This is a genomic window from Psychromonas sp. CD1 (assembly GCF_002239585.1).
GTDB lineage: Bacteria > Pseudomonadota > Gammaproteobacteria > Enterobacterales > Psychromonadaceae > Psychromonas.
The window spans coordinates 829505-846422 of the sequence record NZ_NDFH01000003.1 but is presented as its reverse complement, the minus strand read 5'-3'; the positions used below and the strand labels follow the sequence as shown (position 1 = coordinate 846422).

The 16918-nt window shown below is 36.9% G+C and carries 18 protein-coding genes; 13 read left to right on the top strand and 5 right to left on the bottom strand.

Annotated elements, in window-relative coordinates:
* The first annotated feature begins 19 nt into the window (after nt 1–19).
* The gene (locus B8W84_RS05390; protein WP_094752259.1) at nt 20–505 is read left to right on the top strand and encodes a DUF1456 family protein; all 486 of its coding nucleotides are present in this window, start codon (nt 20–22) and stop codon (nt 503–505) included.
* 42 nt (nt 506–547) lie between these two features.
* Here B8W84_RS05390 and nth read toward each other — a convergent pair whose 3' ends face one another.
* The 4 genes from nth to rsxD are packed head-to-tail and all read right to left on the bottom strand — an operon-like array spanning nt 548 to nt 3605.
* The gene (gene nth / locus B8W84_RS05385; protein ID WP_094752258.1) at nt 548–1183 is read right to left on the bottom strand and encodes an endonuclease III; all 636 of its coding nucleotides are present in this window, start codon (nt 1181–1183) and stop codon (nt 548–550) included.
* Nucleotides 1184–1921, bottom strand: coding sequence for an electron transport complex subunit E (locus tag B8W84_RS05380; protein ID WP_094752257.1), 738 nt, complete (start codon nt 1919–1921; stop codon nt 1184–1186). It lies immediately after the preceding gene.
* Nucleotides 1921–2553, bottom strand: coding sequence for an electron transport complex subunit RsxG (gene rsxG / locus B8W84_RS05375; protein ID WP_094752256.1), 633 nt, complete (start codon nt 2551–2553; stop codon nt 1921–1923). Before rsxG ends, B8W84_RS05380 begins: the two co-directional genes overlap by 1 nt.
* The gene (rsxD, locus tag B8W84_RS05370) at nt 2553–3605 is read right to left on the bottom strand and encodes an electron transport complex subunit RsxD (RefSeq protein ID WP_094752255.1); all 1053 of its coding nucleotides are present in this window, start codon (nt 3603–3605) and stop codon (nt 2553–2555) included. Before rsxD ends, rsxG begins: the two co-directional genes overlap by 1 nt.
* Before the next feature lie 273 nt (nt 3606–3878).
* Here rsxD and nrdD point away from each other — a divergent pair, with 273 nt between their 5' ends.
* From nrdD to clpA, 4 genes are all read left to right on the top strand, one after another.
* Nucleotides 3879–5996 carry an anaerobic ribonucleoside-triphosphate reductase gene (gene nrdD, locus B8W84_RS05365; RefSeq protein WP_094752254.1) on the top strand — a complete coding sequence of 706 codons (2118 nt, stop codon included), beginning with the start codon at nt 3879–3881 and terminating at the stop codon, nt 5994–5996.
* Entirely contained in the window at nt 5996–6457 is a 462-nt protein-coding gene (gene nrdG, locus B8W84_RS05360; RefSeq protein ID WP_094752253.1) for an anaerobic ribonucleoside-triphosphate reductase-activating protein, read from the top strand. Before nrdD ends, nrdG begins: the two co-directional genes overlap by 1 nt.
* 139 nt (nt 6458–6596) lie before the next feature.
* Nucleotides 6597–6923, top strand: a complete 327-nt coding sequence (gene clpS / locus B8W84_RS05355; protein ID WP_094752252.1) for an ATP-dependent Clp protease adapter ClpS — start codon at nt 6597–6599, stop codon at nt 6921–6923.
* 37 nt (nt 6924–6960) lie between these two features.
* Nucleotides 6961–9219, top strand: a complete 2259-nt coding sequence (clpA, locus tag B8W84_RS05350) for an ATP-dependent Clp protease ATP-binding subunit ClpA (RefSeq protein WP_094752251.1) — start codon at nt 6961–6963, stop codon at nt 9217–9219.
* A 60-nt stretch (nt 9220–9279) separates the two neighbouring features.
* Here clpA and infA read toward each other — a convergent pair whose 3' ends face one another.
* Nucleotides 9280–9498 carry a translation initiation factor IF-1 gene (infA, locus tag B8W84_RS05345; protein WP_015465665.1) on the bottom strand — a complete coding sequence of 73 codons (219 nt, stop codon included), beginning with the start codon at nt 9496–9498 and terminating at the stop codon, nt 9280–9282.
* A 249-nt stretch (nt 9499–9747) separates the two neighbouring features.
* Between infA and B8W84_RS05340 the strand changes: the two genes are divergently transcribed.
* From B8W84_RS05340 to nqrM, 8 genes are all read left to right on the top strand, one after another.
* Nucleotides 9748–11088, top strand: a complete 1341-nt coding sequence (locus B8W84_RS05340; protein ID WP_094752250.1) for a Na(+)-translocating NADH-quinone reductase subunit A — start codon at nt 9748–9750, stop codon at nt 11086–11088.
* 2 nt (nt 11089–11090) lie between these two features.
* The gene (locus B8W84_RS05335) at nt 11091–12296 is read left to right on the top strand and encodes an NADH:ubiquinone reductase (Na(+)-transporting) subunit B (RefSeq protein ID WP_094752249.1); all 1206 of its coding nucleotides are present in this window, start codon (nt 11091–11093) and stop codon (nt 12294–12296) included.
* Complete coding sequence (locus B8W84_RS05330) at nt 12289–13062, top strand: Na(+)-translocating NADH-quinone reductase subunit C (RefSeq protein WP_094752248.1); 774 nt, start codon at nt 12289–12291, stop codon at nt 13060–13062. The genes B8W84_RS05335 and B8W84_RS05330 overlap by 8 nt, the downstream gene beginning before the upstream one ends.
* Entirely contained in the window at nt 13055–13687 is a 633-nt protein-coding gene (locus B8W84_RS05325; protein ID WP_094752247.1) for an NADH:ubiquinone reductase (Na(+)-transporting) subunit D, read from the top strand. The genes B8W84_RS05330 and B8W84_RS05325 overlap by 8 nt, the downstream gene beginning before the upstream one ends.
* A gap of 5 nt (nt 13688–13692) precedes the next feature.
* Nucleotides 13693–14301: an NADH:ubiquinone reductase (Na(+)-transporting) subunit E gene (gene nqrE / locus B8W84_RS05320; RefSeq protein ID WP_094752246.1), complete on the top strand. Its 609-nt coding sequence runs from the start codon at nt 13693–13695 to the stop codon at nt 14299–14301.
* 107 nt (nt 14302–14408) lie between these two features.
* Entirely contained in the window at nt 14409–15629 is a 1221-nt protein-coding gene (nqrF, locus tag B8W84_RS05315; RefSeq protein WP_094752245.1) for an NADH:ubiquinone reductase (Na(+)-transporting) subunit F, read from the top strand.
* 6 nt (nt 15630–15635) lie between these two features.
* Entirely contained in the window at nt 15636–16670 is a 1035-nt protein-coding gene (locus B8W84_RS05310) for an FAD:protein FMN transferase (protein ID WP_094752244.1), read from the top strand.
* Entirely contained in the window at nt 16667–16891 is a 225-nt protein-coding gene (gene nqrM, locus B8W84_RS05305; RefSeq protein ID WP_094752243.1) for a (Na+)-NQR maturation NqrM, read from the top strand. The genes B8W84_RS05310 and nqrM overlap by 4 nt, the downstream gene beginning before the upstream one ends.
* The last annotated feature ends 27 nt before the right edge of the window (nt 16892–16918 follow it).

Genomic DNA, 16918 nt, shown 5'->3' with positions numbered 1-16918 from the left:
AACTAATGATTGAGAATTTATGATCACAAATGATGTTTTACGACGTGTACGTTATGCGTTACAACTAAATGATAAAAAGATGTTAAGCATTTTTACTTCTGTTGATAATGCAATTGATGAAAATTACTTACACAGCATCATGGCCAAAGAAGGCGAAGAGAACTTTGTTTTTTGTCGTGATAGTTTGTTATCTCTATTTTTAGATGGTTTAATTGATGATAAACGCGGTAAAAAAGAGGGTTCAAGCCCCATTATATTATCTGCAAAAGCGATTCTTTCAAACAATGATATTTTACGAAAATTACGTATTGCATTAAATTTCAAAGAACAAGATATGTTAGATGCATTAGAATCTGCGGAGTTTCCGGTTTCTAAGTCTGAGCTTTCGGCGTTGTTTCGTAAGAGAGATCATCGCAATTATAAAGAATGTGGAGATCAACTATTACGTAACTTTTTAAATGGAATAACTAAGCGTTTTAGAGGAACAACATCCAGCGAGTCATAAAATGGAAAAAACAAAACTGAGAGTTATCTCGGTTTTGTTTTTTTAAATATCTATTTTATCTTTAAATTCACATAAATCTTCGATAATACAAGCACCACAGCGTGGTTTTCGCGCAATACAAATATAACGTCCGTGTAAAATAAGCCAATGGTGTACATCGACTTTAAACTCTTTTGGGATAACTTTTAATAATTTTTTTTCGACTTGATCTACATTCCCCCCCATTGCGAGTTTAGTGCGATTAGCCACGCGAAAAATATGAGTGTCTACGGCAATGGTTGGCCAACCAAATGCGGTATTAAGGACAACATTAGCCGTTTTTCTACCAACACCAGGTAAGGACTCTAAGGCATCTCTATTTTCGGGAACGGTGCTGCTATGTTGCTTTATGAGTATGTTACAAGCTTGAATTATGTGGCGTGCTTTACTGTTATATAAACCTATCGTTCGAATATATTTTTTGAGACCATCTTCACCTAAAGCAAAAATAGTATCAGGTGTATTTGCAACAGCAAATAATTTGGTGGTCGCTTTATTTACACTGACATCGGTTGCTTGTGCGGATAATGTAACGGCCACTAATAATTCAAATGCGTTGTTATAATTTAATTCTGTTTTTGGATTCGGATTTTGAGAGCGTAAGCGTGTAAGCATAGCAATACGTTTTAATTGATTCATCTATTTACTCACGCTATTAATAGAGCTCGCATTTTCGGGACGTTTTTTTTTGTTTTTTATTTTATTATCAAGGCTATTTTTTAATGCAAGGATAAGTCCCATAATAATAAAAGCACCAGGAGGTAAAGCGGCTAATAGAAATTTGGTGTCAGTAGTATAGAGTGTAATGGTGAGCACCTTAGCCCAACTTCCAAGAAGTGTTTCAATACCACTAAAGATGCTGCCTTGCGCTAATATTTCTCGAATAGTGCCAAGTAAAAATAAAACGCCTAAAAACCCTAAACCCATTGCAAATCCATCAAAGGCGGAATGGGCGACGCTATTTTTGGAGGCGAAAGCTTCGGCTCTGCCAATGATAATACAGTTTGTGACAATTAAAGGAATGAAAATGCCTAAAGAAAGATAAAGATTATAGGTAAATGCATTCATTAATAGTTGGACACAAGTTACCAGTGAGGCGATGATCATAACAAAAATAGGGATGCGAATTGCCGCGGTGACATGATGACGAATCAAAGATATGAGTGTATTTGATGCGATTAGAACAAACAGAGTGGCAAGGCCCAAACCTAGAGCATTAGTCATAGTATTGGTGATTGCAAGTAATGGGCAAAGGCCAAGTAATTGTACAATACCAGGGTTGTTTTTCCATAATCCTTGTAAGAGCAGTTCTTTATAAACAGGTTTTTTTATCTGCTTACTTTTCTCTGGGCTAATTTCTATGTTTTCTTGAGACATTATTTCTCTCCACAATTAGCGGGCTGATTAAAAAGAAAATCTCTATGCTTTTGAAAATAAATTAAGGCATCTCTGACCGCTAAAGTCACGGCGCGAGGGCTGATAGTTGCACCAGTAAATGCATCGATATCACCGCCATGCTTTTTCACTTCCCAACGTTTATCTTCAGATGGCTGATATGTTTTTCCTTTAAAAACAGTGATCCAATTAGATTTTTTAGTTTGAATTTTATCCCCTAATCCAGGTGTTTCATTATCATGTAAAACGTTGACGCCTGCTAATGTGCCATTTTCAAAAATACCGATTGCTAGTTTTATTTCGCCAGAATATCCTTTAAAAGTACTGCTTTCTAACATTAATGCTACGGGTAGTTTGTCCTTTTTAGCTACAAATACTTTTTGTTGAACTCCTTTTCCAAGTAATTTATCATCCTGAATAATGAAGCAACTCTGAATAATATTATTATCGTAAAGTGAGGCGGGTATTAATTGATCGATTGTACTTAGCAATGCTTTTTCTTCTTGCTCTGCAATGATAGGTTGAGTTATTTGATTAATAAGTGCAACCGCACCGGTGCAAATAATAGCGAAGGTTGCTAATAAAAATGCATTTCGATAAATAATTGATGACATTAAGTGCGTCCTCCATAAACTCTAGGCTGGCTATAATAATCAATCAGGGGAACACATATATTGGCTAGTAAGACGGCAAAGGCAACCGCATCAGGGTACCCACCTATATTACGGATGAGTACAACCAATAAGGCGATAAGTAATCCGTATAATATGCGACCTTTTTGTGTGGTGGCAGCGCTAACAGGATCGGTTAAGATAAAAAATGCGCCTAGCATCGTTGCGCCTGAAAAAAGATGAAAAATAGGCGTGGTATTTAAATCTGGTGCATAGGCAAAAGCGATAAAAGAAAACACGCTTAAACCTAATAAAAAGCTTAAAGGGATAGTATATTGGATAATACGTTTGTACAGAAGAATACCGCCCCCAAATAAAAATCCAATATTAACCCATTGTATTGCCTGCCAAGATGAGTTGGCAAAGGCTGCTCGTTGTAAAATCTCAGAGATAGTAAAGCCTGCATTTAGGGCGTTTTTAGTGATGTCGAGAGGCGTTGCCATACTTAATCCATCAATGTTACTAGTTAATTGTTGTAATGAATAACCATCGCGTGTTGAACCCGTTAGAATACAGCTGAGTTGGTCGATAAAAGACATATCAATACTTTGCAAGTCATGCATAGGAAGCCATGAAGTCATCTGCACTGGAAATGCTATCAGTAATAGAACATAAGCCGCCATAGCGGGATTGAAAATGTTCTGACCAAGTCCTCCGTAAAGTTGTTTTACAAAAATAATAGCAAATCCGCAACCGATGGTTACAACCCACCAAGGTGAAAGAGGTGGAATAGAGATGGCAATTAAAATAGCGGTTAATAGGGCGCTATTATCCTTTAATGTTACCGTAATGGGACGTTTTCGCATGTGTAAAATGAAGCCTTCACAGATTAAAGCTGTCAATGCGGCAATAAATATTTGAATTAAATTAGCAAAGCCAAAATAATAACTTTGTATTGCTATCCCAGGAATTAAACAGAGAATAACCCAACGCATAATCTCAGATGTTTTGCGTTTATTACTTTGATAAGGGGAGCTTGCATTAATAAATGCCATTATTTATGTTCCTTTTGGGCCGTTTTTTTTGCTTTAGCAAGTGCGATAATCATTGCTATTTTTTCTTTTTGTATATATAATTTAGAACGTAAGTCATCACTATCAATCTATACAAACATGAAGTAATGAGTGTGAAAAGTGCAAGATAAATCGTATGATTTAACATAAATAAACCATTTTAAAAAACATGATACACATCAATATGTCTATATATAGTGTTATGTATAGTGATCACACACAAGATGTAGTGTCCTTTACTGTTTGGAGTCCAAAATGAAACCTGTTGTTATTAAACGAGATGGTAGTCAAGTTCCTTTTAATGCCTTACGCATTGCTGAAGCTATTTTAAAGGCATCTGGCGCCGCGCGTTGTAAAGGTGTTGATGCGTTTGCTATTGCAAAAGAGGTGGAGTTGAGTTTAAAGGGACAAAAAGAAGTGGATATTCATCATATCCAAGATGCAGTTGAAGCGTGTTTAATGAAAAGCGGCCATGTTGAATTAGCCCGAGTCTATATAGAATACCGTCATGATAGAGACATTGCTCGAGAACGTAAGAGCCAGCTCAATAGTGAAATATGCGGTTTAATCGAACAAAGTAATGCTTCGTTATTAAATGAAAATGCGAATAAAGACAGTAAGGTTATCCCGACACAACGCGATCTTTTAGCTGGAATTGTCGCGAAGCATTATGCTAAAGCATATATTTTACCGCGTGATGTAGTACGTGCTCATGAAGCGGGTGATATACATTACCATGATTTAGATTATGCGCCTTTTTTCCCGATGTTTAATTGTATGCTTATTGATGTCAAAGGAATGTTTACACAGGGCTTTAAAATGGGCAATGCTGAAATCGAAGAGCCAAAATCGATTTTAACAGCCGCTGCTGTCACCGCACAAATTATTGCACAAGTTGCCAGTCATATTTATGGTGGAACAACTATTAATGGCATTGATACGACGTTAGCACCTTATGTTGCAAAAAGTTACCAAAAACATTTGGCAACGGCGAAAAAATGGGGAATTAAAGAGTCAAAAGAATATGCAACCACACAAACCGAAAAAGAATGTTATGACGCATTCCAATCTCTAGAATATGAAGTTAATACACTACATACCGCGAATGGACAAACACCCTTTGTTACTTTTGGGTTTGGTTTGGGGACTTCATGGGAAGCGCGTTTAATTCAAAAATCTATTTTCAAAATTCGTATGGATGGTTTAGGTAAAAACAAAAAAACAGCGGTTTTCCCTAAACTAGTATTTGCAATTAAAGACGGATTAAATTTAAAACCTGAAGATGCAAATTATGATATTAAACAACTTGCGTTAGAGTGTGCGTCGAAGCGTATGTATCCAGACATTTTAAATTTTGATAAAGTGGTTTCTGTTACAGGTTCGTTTAAAACCCCGATGGGCTGTCGCAGTTTTTTAAGTACATATGAAGAAAATGGTGAGCTTATTCATGACGGACGTAATAATTTAGGTGTCGTGAGTATTAATTTACCTCGTGTCGCATTACAAGCGGCTGGAGATGAAAAACAATTTTATCAATTGCTCGATGAGAATTTGAAAATTGCTAAAAAAGCATTAGATACGCGTATAGAGCGTTTATCCGATGTGAAAGCCAGTGTGGCGCCTATTTTATACATGGAAGGGGCTTGTGGTGTTCGTTTAAAAGCCGATGATTGTGTCGCAGATATATTTAAAAATGGGCGCGCTTCTATTTCACTAGGTTACATTGGTGTACATGAAGCGAGTAATGCATTATTTGGCATAGAAAAAGATCTTTTTGACGATCCAGAAAAACAAGAGAAAGCACTTAAGATGGTGCAATATTTAAAAGATGCAACGGAGCGTTGGACAAAAGAAAGTGGTTATGCTTTTAGCTTATATTCAACGCCTTCAGAAAATTTATGTGATCGTTTTTGTCGATTAGATGCGAAGCAATTTGGCATTATTGAAGGTGTAACAGATAAAGGCTATTACACTAATAGTTTTCATTTAGATGTTGAAAAAGCCGTAAATCCCTATGAAAAGTTAGATTTTGAAATGCGTTATCCCAATATCGCGAGCGGTGGATTTATTTGCTATGGTGAATACCCGAACATGCAAAATAACTTAAAAGCGTTAGAAGATGTTTGGGACTACAGTTATAGTCGAGTTCCTTATTACGGCACGAATACACCGATAGATGATTGCTACGAATGTGGTTTCCATGGTGAATTTGATTGTACGAGCAAAGGCTTTGTCTGTCCGAGTTGTGGTAATTCAGATGCAGAAAAAGTGTCGGTTATCCGTCGAGTTTGTGGATATTTAGGCAGTCCTGATGCGCGACCTTTTAATGAAGGTAAGCAAGAAGAAGTGAAACGTAGGGTAAAACACTTATAATGAATTATAGTCAATATTATCCGGTAGATGTTATAAATGGTACAGGGACACGCTGTACTATTTTTGTTTCGGGTTGTGTGCATCAATGTCGAGGTTGTTATAACAAATCAACTTGGTCTCCAGATTCTGGACATCTTTTTGATCAGGACTTTGAAAATCAAATAATTAAAGATTTAAATGATTCGCGTATAAAAAAACAAGGGTTATCTTTGTCAGGAGGAGATCCGTTACATCCATCAAATTTAGAGGCTGTGTTACAGCTAGTACAACGTGTTAAAAAAGAATGTCTAAATAAAGATATTTGGCTCTGGACTGGATATAAAATTGAAGAGTTAAGCCGGTTACAACAGGAAATACTTGCGTATATAGATGTATTAATTGATGGTAAATTTATTCAAGAACTCGCGGATCCTAATTTAGTGTGGAGAGGGAGTTCAAATCAAATTGTGCATTACTTATAATGTATAAGATAACAAATGAATGTTAGGCCTTTTGTGTATTCAAAAGGCCTTTTTTATTTTAAGTGCTAGTACGTTTTTATGGTTTACTATCGACGATGAAATTTTTTCGTAACTTTAATAAATAAGACTAGACTGAAATATGAGAGATAAAAATTCTGTACAAGTAGATAACAGTCCGGCGGTATTGGACAAAGTAGATACAAAATTAGTGCCACCATCTATGTATAACGTGTTATTACATAATGATGATTATACGCCGATGGATTTTGTTATTGATGTGTTGCAACGTTTTTTTCAATTAGACGCAGAAAAAGCAACACAAATCATGTTAAACGTTCATTACAAGAGCGTAGGAATTTGCGGTACATTTAGTGCAGATATAGCAGAAACAAAAGTGATGCAAGTAACTAATTATGCGCAGGGAAAGGAACACCCATTGCGCTGTTCAATGCAAAAGATCACATAATTTAATTACATCTAATTTAGTACACATGGAGGCAGTTATGCTAGATAAGCCATTAGAAAAAACTTTAGACTTAGCTTTTCGTTTTGCATTTGAAAAATCGCATGAATTTATGACGGTTGAGCATTTGCTATTAGCATTATTGGAAAATGAGGAAAGCAAAAAATTATTAAAAGCTTGCTCGGTTGATCTTACCGCCTTAAATATGGAACTTGTTGCATTTTTAGAACATAGTCCTGTGCGTCCAGAAGTACTAACTCATAAAGTCGAGATACAGCCGACGATTGCTTTTGAGCGTGTATTGCAACGTGCTATTTTTCATGTCCAATCTTCTGGGCATACAGATGTTTCTGCTAATAGTGTTCTTGTTGCTATATTCGGAGAGCAAGAATCTCATGCGGTTTTCTTACTTAAAAAAGAGAATCTAACTCGTTTAGACGTTGTTAACTATATATCGCATGGGACAACTTCACCGATTGAAGATGCATCGTTAGCTATTTTTCAAGAGCAAAAACCTGAGACCGTCACGGAAGAGGAGGAAGGGCTAGCTTTCACTATTAATTTAAATGCACAAGTAGAATCGGGTCGTATCGACCCCTTAATCGGTCGAGAAAAAGAAGTTGAACGGTGTATTCAAATTTTAGGCCGTAGACGTAAAAATAATCCATTATTAGTCGGTGAAGCTGGAGTAGGTAAAACAGCGATAGCGGAAGGTCTTGCTTACCGTATTGTACATGGTGATGTTCCTGATGTGATGCTAGACAATACTATTTATTCTTTAGATATGGGAGCGCTACTTGCTGGAACAAAATATCGTGGTGAATTTGAGCAACGATTTAAGAAAGTATTAGCGCAATTGGAGTTAGAAAGTAAATCTATTTTATTTATTGATGAGATCCATACAATTATTGGAGCAGGTGCGGCAACTGGCGGGCAACTCGATGCTGCCAATTTACTTAAACCTTTGTTAAGCAGTGGGAAACTACGTTGTATGGGATCTACGACGTATCAAGAATACGGACAAATTTTTGAGAAAGAACATGCCTTAGCGCGCCGTTTTCAAAAAATAGATGTATTAGAGCCATCGGTAAAAGAAACGGCTGAAATATTATTTGGCTTACGCTCTCGTTATGAGGAGCATCACAATATTCATTATACCTCAAAAGCATTAATAGCAGCTGCTGAATTAAGTGATAAATATATTAATGATCGCTACCTTCCAGATAAGGCTATTGATGTTATCGATGAAGCTGGCTCTCAGATGCGTTTATTACCAGAGGATCAGCGTAAAGAAAGCGTTGATGTAGCTGAAATCGAAGAGATCATTGCTAAAATTGCGCGTATCCCTCAAAAATCTGTGAGCAGTTCTGATAAAGAGCAACTTTCTAAATTATCTGCTCGCTTGAAAATGACGGTATTTGGTCAAGATGAGGCGATAGAAGTATTAACGGATGCTATTCATTTAAGTCGATCCGGTTTAACATCGGAGCACAAACCAGTAGGGTCGTTTCTGTTTGCAGGTCCAACAGGAGTAGGTAAAACGGAAGTAACCCAACAACTGGCTAAAATATTAGGCGTTGAGTTATTACGTTTTGATATGTCTGAGTATATGGAAAAACACACTGTTTCACGTCTTCTAGGGGCGCCTCCAGGTTATGTTGGGCATGAAAAAGCAGGGTTATTGACCGATGCAGTTGTAAAACATCCACATGCGGTTTTATTGTTAGATGAAATAGAAAAAGCTCATAGTGATATTTATAATATTTTATTACAAGTGATGGATAATGGGACGTTAACCGATAACAATGGTAGAAAGGCTGATTTTAGACATATTATTTTAATATTAACGACTAATGTAGGTGTTCGCGAAACAAATAAAACCACGATAGGTTTTAAGTCGCAAGATAATTCATTAAGAGCAATGGATGAAATTAATAAATTATTTTCTCCTGAGTTTAGAAATCGTCTTGATAATATTATTTGGTTTAATCATCTTGATATGAAAGTCATTGGGCGTGTTGTCGATAAATTTATTGTACAATTACAATCTCAATTAGATAAGAAACAGATCACTTTAAATGTACACGCAGATGTGCGTAAGTGGCTTGCAAAAAAAGGCTATGACCGCACAATGGGTGCTCGACCAATGGCTCGTCTAATTCAAGAGCGCATTAAAAAACCATTAGCTAATGAAATTTTATTTGGGCAGTTACAAAAAGGGGGAAGTGTGAGTGTATCACTGAACTCTGGCTCGGATGATATAGAGTTTACTTATACGAATGAGTTAATTTTAAGTTGATAAAAGTAAAAAACCAGCAAAGCTGGTTTTTTTTTGACTGTGTCAATGCGAGTCAAATAATTAACGAGCTCGAAATACAATGCGACCTTTTGAAAGATCGTATGGTGTTAATTGAACTGTTACTTTGTCGCCAGTAAGAATACGAATATAATTTTTACGCATCTTTCCAGATATATGCGCAGTAACCATGTGGCCATTTTCTAATTCCACACGGAACATTGTGTTAGGCAGTGTATCCATGATCGTGCCTTGCATTTCAATACTATCTTCTTTAGCCATTCTTGGTGGATCCTTTTTCTTTGGTATGACCCTCATTACTTTGAGGTTTATACCTAGTATTATTGTATATATTGCTTTTAATCGGCGCATCCCTATTTATAGTGGTATTATTGCGAATAATATTTTAGTTAAGTTGTTAATAATAAGTTAATACAATGATTAACAAGGTTACTTCTAGCAGTTAGGTGCGAATGTTACCATAGTGTAAAGTATCTAATTTTTCTTCCCGTAAACATAGTGCAAATAAATATGATTACTATAAAAAAAGGGCTGGATCTCCCTATAAGTGGAGCACCAGAGCAAGTTATTCAGAATGGTCCAACCATTACTGAAGTGGCTATATTGGGTGAAGAGTATGTTGGTATGCGTCCGTCAATGGTTGTTAAAGTTGGCGATATTGTAAAGAAAGGTCAGGTTCTCTTCTTAGATAAGAAGAATCTTGGTGTTAAATTTACCGCTCCAGCATCCGGTGTAGTTAAAGAAATTAATCGTGGTGCTAGACGGGTTTTACAATCTGTTGTCATCACAATTAAAGGTAAAGAAAACATATCGTTCCCTACGTACACAAGTGCGGAACTTGCAAAAGTCGCAAGACAAGATATCGTTGATAATCTCGTAAATTCAGGAGCATGGACTGCTTTTCGAACTCGTCCATTTAGTAAAATCCCTCAGATTGATGCGCTACCCGCCTCTATTTTTGTGACTGCGATGGATACCAATCCATTAGCACCAAATGCTGCAATGATCATTAATGATAATCAGCAGGCATTTGTGGATGGGTTATCTTTACTTTCTCAACTCAGTAAAGGTAATGTTTATGTTTGTAAAGAGCGTGGACAGTTACCGAAATCAAAGATTGATAGTGTTATTGAGAAAGAGTTTTCCGGTGTACATCCGGCTGGATTAGCGGGAACGCACATTCATTTTATAGATTCCGTTTCTATTAACAAATATGTTTGGTCTATTAATTATCAAGACGTTATCGCGTTTGGTAGACTTTTTGTGAAGGGTGAACTTTATGTCGAACGTGTGATATCTTTAGCCGGTCCTGCGGTTATTAAACCGCGTTTATTACGCACTGTGATGGGCGCATCTATCGTGCAAATAACAGAAAATGAGATGCTTTCGGGTGAAGTGCGTGTTATTTCGGGTTCCGTTTTATGTGGTGTTGTCGCGCAAGGAGCACATGCATTTTTAGGGCGTTACCATAATCAAATATCAGCTTTACTTGAGGGCTATGAGAAAGAGCTCTTTGGTTGGGGAGTCCCTGGGTTAAATAAACATTCAGTTGCGCCAGTTTTCTTGTCTACTTTTAATCGTGCAAAACGATTCGCCTTTACGACGACAACCGGTGGTAGTAAACGAGCAATGGTACCCATTGGTCAATATGAACGTATTATGCCACTTGATATCCTTCCCACTCTATTATTGCGAGATTTGATTGTTGGGGATACTGATTCTGCGCAAGCATTAGGTTGCTTAGAGCTAGATGAAGAAGATTTAGCATTATGCACCTATGTATGTCCGGGTAAGTATGATTATGCCTCGATATTACGTAATAATCTCAGTAAAATTGAAAAGGAAGGCTAAGAATGAATCTTAAGAATATTCTTGAGAAAATGGAGCCCCACTTTGAAGCAGGGGGACGCTATGAAACGTGGCATGCTCTGTTTGAAGCAACGGCCACATTTTTTTATACTCCGGGTAATGTTACTAAGGGGTTAACTCATGTACGTGATAACTTAGACTTAAAACGTATGATGATTATCGTTTGGTTAGCAACGTTTCCTGCCATGTTTTTTGGTATGTATAATGTTGGTGCGCAAGCAAATTTAGCGATAGCTAATGGTTATGTTGCGATTAATGATTGGCATATTGTTATTTTAAATCTATTGAATGTGAATATGGGGGCTAGCACTAGCTTGCTCGATAATTTCATCTTTGGTGCCATGTATTTCTTACCTATTTATGCCGTCACCTTTATAGTGGGCGGATTCTGGGAAGTTTTATTTTGTACCGTGCGTAAGCATGAAGTTAATGAAGGTTTCTTCGTGTCTTCTATTTTATTCGCACTGATAGTTCCTGCAACATTACCTTTATGGCAAGTGGCACTCGGTATTACTTTTGGTGTCGTCGTTGCGAAAGAGGTTTTTGGTGGAACAGGACGTAACTTTTTAAATCCTGCTCTTGCTGGTCGTGCATTTCTTTTCTTTTCTTATCCAACTTACATATCCGGCGATGCAGTTTGGACTACGGTGGATGGTTTTTCCGGTGCAACGTCACTAAGCATTGTATCGCAAGGCGGATTAGAATCGTTGGCACATTCAGGCTTAACTTGGATGGATGCTTTCTTGGGTAATATGCAAGGCAGTATTGGGGAAGTATCAACCTTAGCTATCTTAATTGGTGGTTTATTAATAGTGCTAACGGGTATAGCTTCTTGGCGTATTATTGCCGGCGTTATGATAGGTATGATTGCTTTATCTTCATTGCTCAATGGAATAGGTAGTACAACGAACCCTATGTTTGCTTTACCTTGGTACTGGCATCTTGTAATGGGGGGCTTTGCTTTTGGTATGATCTTTATGGCAACAGATCCCGTTTCGGCTTCTTTTACAAATAAAGCTAAATGGGTATATGGTATTTTGATAGGTATTATGGTGGTACTTATTCGGGTGCTAAATCCAGCGTTTCCAGAAGGCATGATGTTAGCTATTTTGTTTGCTAATTTATTTGCGCCATTGTTCGATTACTTTGTTGTGCAAGGTAATATCAAACGGAGGTTATCTCGTGGCTAATCAACAAGAATCATTTTCACGGACCATGTTGGTCGTGCTTGCTGTTTGTTTAGTGTGCTCTATTATCGTTGCTGGCGCCGCTGTAGGTTTGCGACCGCTACAGATTATTAATAAAGCCAAGGATAAGCAGCAAAATATTTTAGCCGTGGCAGGGCTACATACTGATAAATCTATTACAGAAATATTTTCCTCAAATATTCAAACTAAATTAGTTGATTTAGCTACGGGTGAATTTGTGGCTGATAATGCTAAATATGATCAACGAGTAGCAGCAAAAGATCCGAAACAAAGCATTAAATTAAATGTAGAGCAAAATGTGGCAAAAATTGGTCGAAGAGCCAATATAGCAACAGTGTACTTAGTTTCGGATGATAATGGTGTATTACAACGTATTATATTACCAATTCATGGTGCGGGTTTGTGGTCCACAATGTATGCTTTTGTGGCAATTAAGACAGACGGTAATACGATTGAAGATATTACCTATTATGAACAAGGTGAAACACCTGGGCTTGGTGGCGAAGTTGAAAATCCTCGTTGGCGCGCATTATTTGTAGGTAAAAAGTTATTTGATGAAAATGGCTTGCCGGCAATAAAAATTATCAAAGGTGTGGCACCTGAGGGCTCAGTTCATGAAATTGATGGTTTATCGGGCGCAACATTAACCAGTGTAGGAGTGCAACATACCTTCACTTTTTGGTTAGGAAAGTTAGGCTTTGGTCCTTTCTTGAATCGAGTGCATCATGGAGCATTAAACAATGGCTAAATCAAGTGAATTAACAGAGGTGTTAACCTCACCGATTATTAATAATAACCCGATAGCATTACAAATACTCGGTGTTTGTTCGGCGCTTGCCGTAACATCAACGTTAGAAACAGCTGTCGTAATGACTCTTGCCGTTTTGTTGGTAACTGCTTTTTCAAGTATGTTTATTTCAATGATACGTAATTATATACCCAATAGTGTACGTATTATTGTACAGATGGCGATTATCGCTTCTTTGGTTATAGTTGTTGACCAAGTATTAAAAGCGTATGCATTTGGTATCTCTAAACAATTATCGGTGTATGTAGGCCTAATCATTACTAACTGTATTGTTATGGGACGCGCCGAAGCTTTTGCTATGAAAAACAAGCCATTTGCAAGTTTTATGGATGGTATAGGTAATGGTCTAGGCTATGGTTTTATTCTTGTGTTGGTAGGTGGGATTCGTGAATTGTTTGGAGCTGGTGCTTTATTTGGCTTTGAAATTTTACCATTAACATCAAATGGAGGTTGGTACCAAAGTAATGGTTTGTTACTACTTCCTCCTAGTGCCTTTTTTATTATTGGCGGTCTTATCTGGGTAATTCGTACTTTCCGCCCTGATCAAGTTGAGCCAAAGGAGTAGTTTAGATGGAACATTATCTTAGTTTATTTATTCGATCTATTTTTATAGAAAACATGGCGTTAGCTTTCTTTTTAGGTATGTGTACTTTTATTGCTGTATCTAAAAAAATAAAAACATCAATGGGTCTTGGTGTTGCAGTGATCGTGGTATTGGGGATTTCAGTCCCTGTAAACCAAGTGATCTACTTTCACCTATTAGCACCTGGTGCTTTGGCTTGGGCAGGTTTTCCAGATGCAGATCTGAGCTTTTTAGGTTTTATTACCTTTATCGGTGTGATCGCGGCCTTAGTGCAAATATTAGAAATGGTATTAGATAAATATTTCCCTCTTTTATATCAAGCTTTAGGTATATTTTTACCTCTAATAACGGTTAACTGTGCCATCTTTGGTGGCGTTGCCTTTATGGTACAACGTGAGTACACACTAATTGAATCTGTTGTTTATGGCGTGGGTAGTGGTATTGGTTGGACGTTAGCGATTGTTGCTTTGGCTGGTATTCGTGAAAAGATGAAGTATTCAGATGTACCTGAAGGATTACGTGGCCTAGGTATTACGTTTATTACTGCAGGGTTGATGGCGATAGGATTTATGTCATTTTCAGGTATTCAATTATAAAGAAATAAGATGAGTTGCTTATTGTTTTTTATATAAGCAACTTTTTAAACGTAAATTAGATTTATTGAATTTGGGGATTTTATCCCCTCAATACAAGGAAAAAGTCGATGGAAATATTTCTCGGCGTTGCCATGTTTACAATTATTGTTTTGGCCTTAGTTGTTATTATTTTAGCTGCAAAGTCCAAATTGGTAAGCACTGGTAATATTAAAATATCTATTAATGACGATGTAGATAAAAGTATCAATACACAAGCGGGTGGTAAACTGTTAGGTGCATTATCCAATTCAGGTATATTTGTTTCATCTGCTTGTGGTGGCGGAGGAACCTGTGGTCAGTGTCGTGTTAAAGTAACCGCAGGAGGTGGAGATATTCTACCGACTGAACTTGATCATATTAGTAAAAAAGATGCTAAAAAAGGTGAGCGTTTAGCATGTCAGGTGAGTGTTAAAGAAGACATGATCATTGAATTACCCGAAGAGATTTTTGGGGTGAAAAAATGGGAATGTACGGTAATATCAAATGATAATAAAGCGACTTTTATTAAAGAACTAAAATTACAAATACCAGATGGTGAAACAGTACCTTTTAAAGCCGGTGGTTATATTCAGATTGAAGCGCCTAAACATCATGTTAAATATAAAGATTATGATATTGAAGAGCAGTATCGTGGTGATTGGGAGCATTTTAAATTCTTTGATTTAGAATCTAAAGTTGATGAAAGTACTATTCGTGCTTATTCAATGGCTAACTATCCAGGTGAAGCCGGTATAATTTTACTTAATGTGCGTATTGCAACACCACCTCCTCGTGATCTCACTTTACCTTGTGGTAAAATGTCATCTTATATCTTCAGTTTAAAAGCTGGCGATAAAGTAACAATATCTGGGCCTTTTGGAGAGTTTTTTGCACAACAAACTGAAAATGAAATGATATTTATTGGTGGTGGTGCGGGCATGGCGCCTATGCGATCTCATATATTTGATCAGTTCCGTCGTTTACAGACGAAGCGTAAAGTCAGTTTTTGGTATGGTGCTCGTTCTAAACGCGAAATGTTTTATGTCGAAGATTTCGATCAAATTGCAATTGAAAATGAAAATTTTTCATGGAACGTTGCGTTGAGTGATCCACAACCTGAAGATAATTGGAAGGGTTACACTGGGTTTATTCATAATGTTTTATTAGAAAATTATCTTAAAGATCACGAAGCTCCAGAAGATTGTGAATTTTATATGTGTGGTCCACCTATCATGAATGCTGCCGTTATTTCTATGCTTAAAGATTTAGGTGTTGAAGATGAAAATATTATGCTTGATGATTTCGGTTGATTTTGAATGATTTCTCGCATTAGTAAATGGCTAGTCTTAACCGGACTAGCTTGTCTTCTTTTATCGTGTGGCAATGTTGAACCTGAAATTGTACAACTTCAAGGTACAACAATGGGCACCTATTATACAATCACTTTAGTTTTAGATGCTAAACAGCAAAAAACAGAAGATTTAAGTCAATCTAAATTAAAATTTGCAATCGATAAAAAATTAGAATTAGTTAACGCTCAAATGTCGACGTATATCCCAGACTCAGAGCTTTCTTTATTTAATCAGAGTAAACAATCATTTGTTGTTTCAAAAGCAACGGCATTCGTCGTTAATAGCGCGTTAAAAATATATAAACAATCGCAAGGTGCTTATGATATTACGGTTGGACCTTTAGTTAATTTATGGGGGTTTGGGCCAGATAAAAGACCGACAAAAGTGCCGAGTGCGGGCCTTATTGCGCGTCAAAAATTACGTGTTGGCGGTCAATATTTGACAGTGCAAGGAACAACGTTGCAAAAAGCAATTCCAGATCTATACATTGATCTTTCTTCTATTGCTAAAGGCTATGGCGTTGATGTTATTAGCGAATATTTGCAATCTTTAGGTATCAATAATTATTTAGTTGATATTGGTGGGGAGTTGCGAGCACAAGGAATGAAACCTAAGAATAAACGTTGGACTCTGGCTATTGAGAGGCCAACGGTGGGCAAGAATGTAGAGCAGGTTATCCATATCGGAGATAATGCGATAGCGACATCGGGAGATTATCGCAACTACTATGAATTTAATGGTATCCGTTATTCACATACAATAGATCCTAATACCGGCAAACCTATTACGCATAAATTAGCCTCTGTTACCGTAATCAATAAAAGTTGCATGTTAGCGGATGCTTATGCAACTGCTATCACAGTATTAGGTCCTAAAGTTGGGCTTGATTTTGCTAAAAAACATCAACTAGCCGTATTTTTGATTGTTAAAAAAGGCGATAAATTTATTGAATCATACACAGATGCATTTAAAATGTATTTAGTACAGGAGGACTTATGATTTATTTTGTGGCGACATTTATGGTGTTTTTAGTGGTCATTGTGGCAATGTCCATCGGTTATATTTTTAATAAAAAAACGATATCGGGAAGTTGTGGCGGGCTTTCTTCTGTTGGTATTGAAAAAGAATGTGATTGCCCTGAACCGTGTGAAAAACGCAAACAAAAAGATGCTGAAAGCCTACGTTTAGCAATGCTTAACAAAGAAGAGCGTATCTTATAAGTTACGTTACGTGATTTTATGTGTTGA

Excerpts from the sequence above, each read along its gene's own strand:
- B8W84_RS05380 (WP_094752257.1), bottom strand. The coding sequence starts at position 1,921 with ATGTCTCAAGAAAACATAGAAATTAGCCCAGAGAAAAGTAAGCAGATA.
- B8W84_RS05335 (WP_094752249.1), top strand. The coding sequence starts at position 11,091 with ATGAATCTTAAGAATATTCTTGAGAAAATGGAGCCCCACTTTGAAGCA.
- nth (WP_094752258.1), bottom strand. The coding sequence starts at position 1,183 with ATGAATCAATTAAAACGTATTGCTATGCTTACACGCTTACGCTCTCAA.
- infA (WP_015465665.1), bottom strand. The coding sequence starts at position 9,498 with ATGGCTAAAGAAGATAGTATTGAAATGCAAGGCACGATCATGGATACA.
- clpA (WP_094752251.1), top strand. The coding sequence starts at position 6,961 with ATGCTAGATAAGCCATTAGAAAAAACTTTAGACTTAGCTTTTCGTTTT.
- nqrM (WP_094752243.1), top strand. The coding sequence starts at position 16,667 with ATGATTTATTTTGTGGCGACATTTATGGTGTTTTTAGTGGTCATTGTG.
- B8W84_RS05390 (WP_094752259.1), top strand. The coding sequence starts at position 20 with ATGATCACAAATGATGTTTTACGACGTGTACGTTATGCGTTACAACTA.
- rsxD (WP_094752255.1), bottom strand. The coding sequence starts at position 3,605 with ATGGCATTTATTAATGCAAGCTCCCCTTATCAAAGTAATAAACGCAAA.
- B8W84_RS05325 (WP_094752247.1), top strand. The coding sequence starts at position 13,055 with ATGGCTAAATCAAGTGAATTAACAGAGGTGTTAACCTCACCGATTATT.
- rsxG (WP_094752256.1), bottom strand. The coding sequence starts at position 2,553 with ATGTCATCAATTATTTATCGAAATGCATTTTTATTAGCAACCTTCGCT.
- nqrF (WP_094752245.1), top strand. The coding sequence starts at position 14,409 with ATGGAAATATTTCTCGGCGTTGCCATGTTTACAATTATTGTTTTGGCC.
- B8W84_RS05340 (WP_094752250.1), top strand. The coding sequence starts at position 9,748 with ATGATTACTATAAAAAAAGGGCTGGATCTCCCTATAAGTGGAGCACCA.
- nrdD (WP_094752254.1), top strand. The coding sequence starts at position 3,879 with ATGAAACCTGTTGTTATTAAACGAGATGGTAGTCAAGTTCCTTTTAAT.
- B8W84_RS05310 (WP_094752244.1), top strand. The coding sequence starts at position 15,636 with ATGATTTCTCGCATTAGTAAATGGCTAGTCTTAACCGGACTAGCTTGT.
- clpS (WP_094752252.1), top strand. The coding sequence starts at position 6,597 with ATGAGAGATAAAAATTCTGTACAAGTAGATAACAGTCCGGCGGTATTG.
- nrdG (WP_094752253.1), top strand. The coding sequence starts at position 5,996 with ATGAATTATAGTCAATATTATCCGGTAGATGTTATAAATGGTACAGGG.
- nqrE (WP_094752246.1), top strand. The coding sequence starts at position 13,693 with ATGGAACATTATCTTAGTTTATTTATTCGATCTATTTTTATAGAAAAC.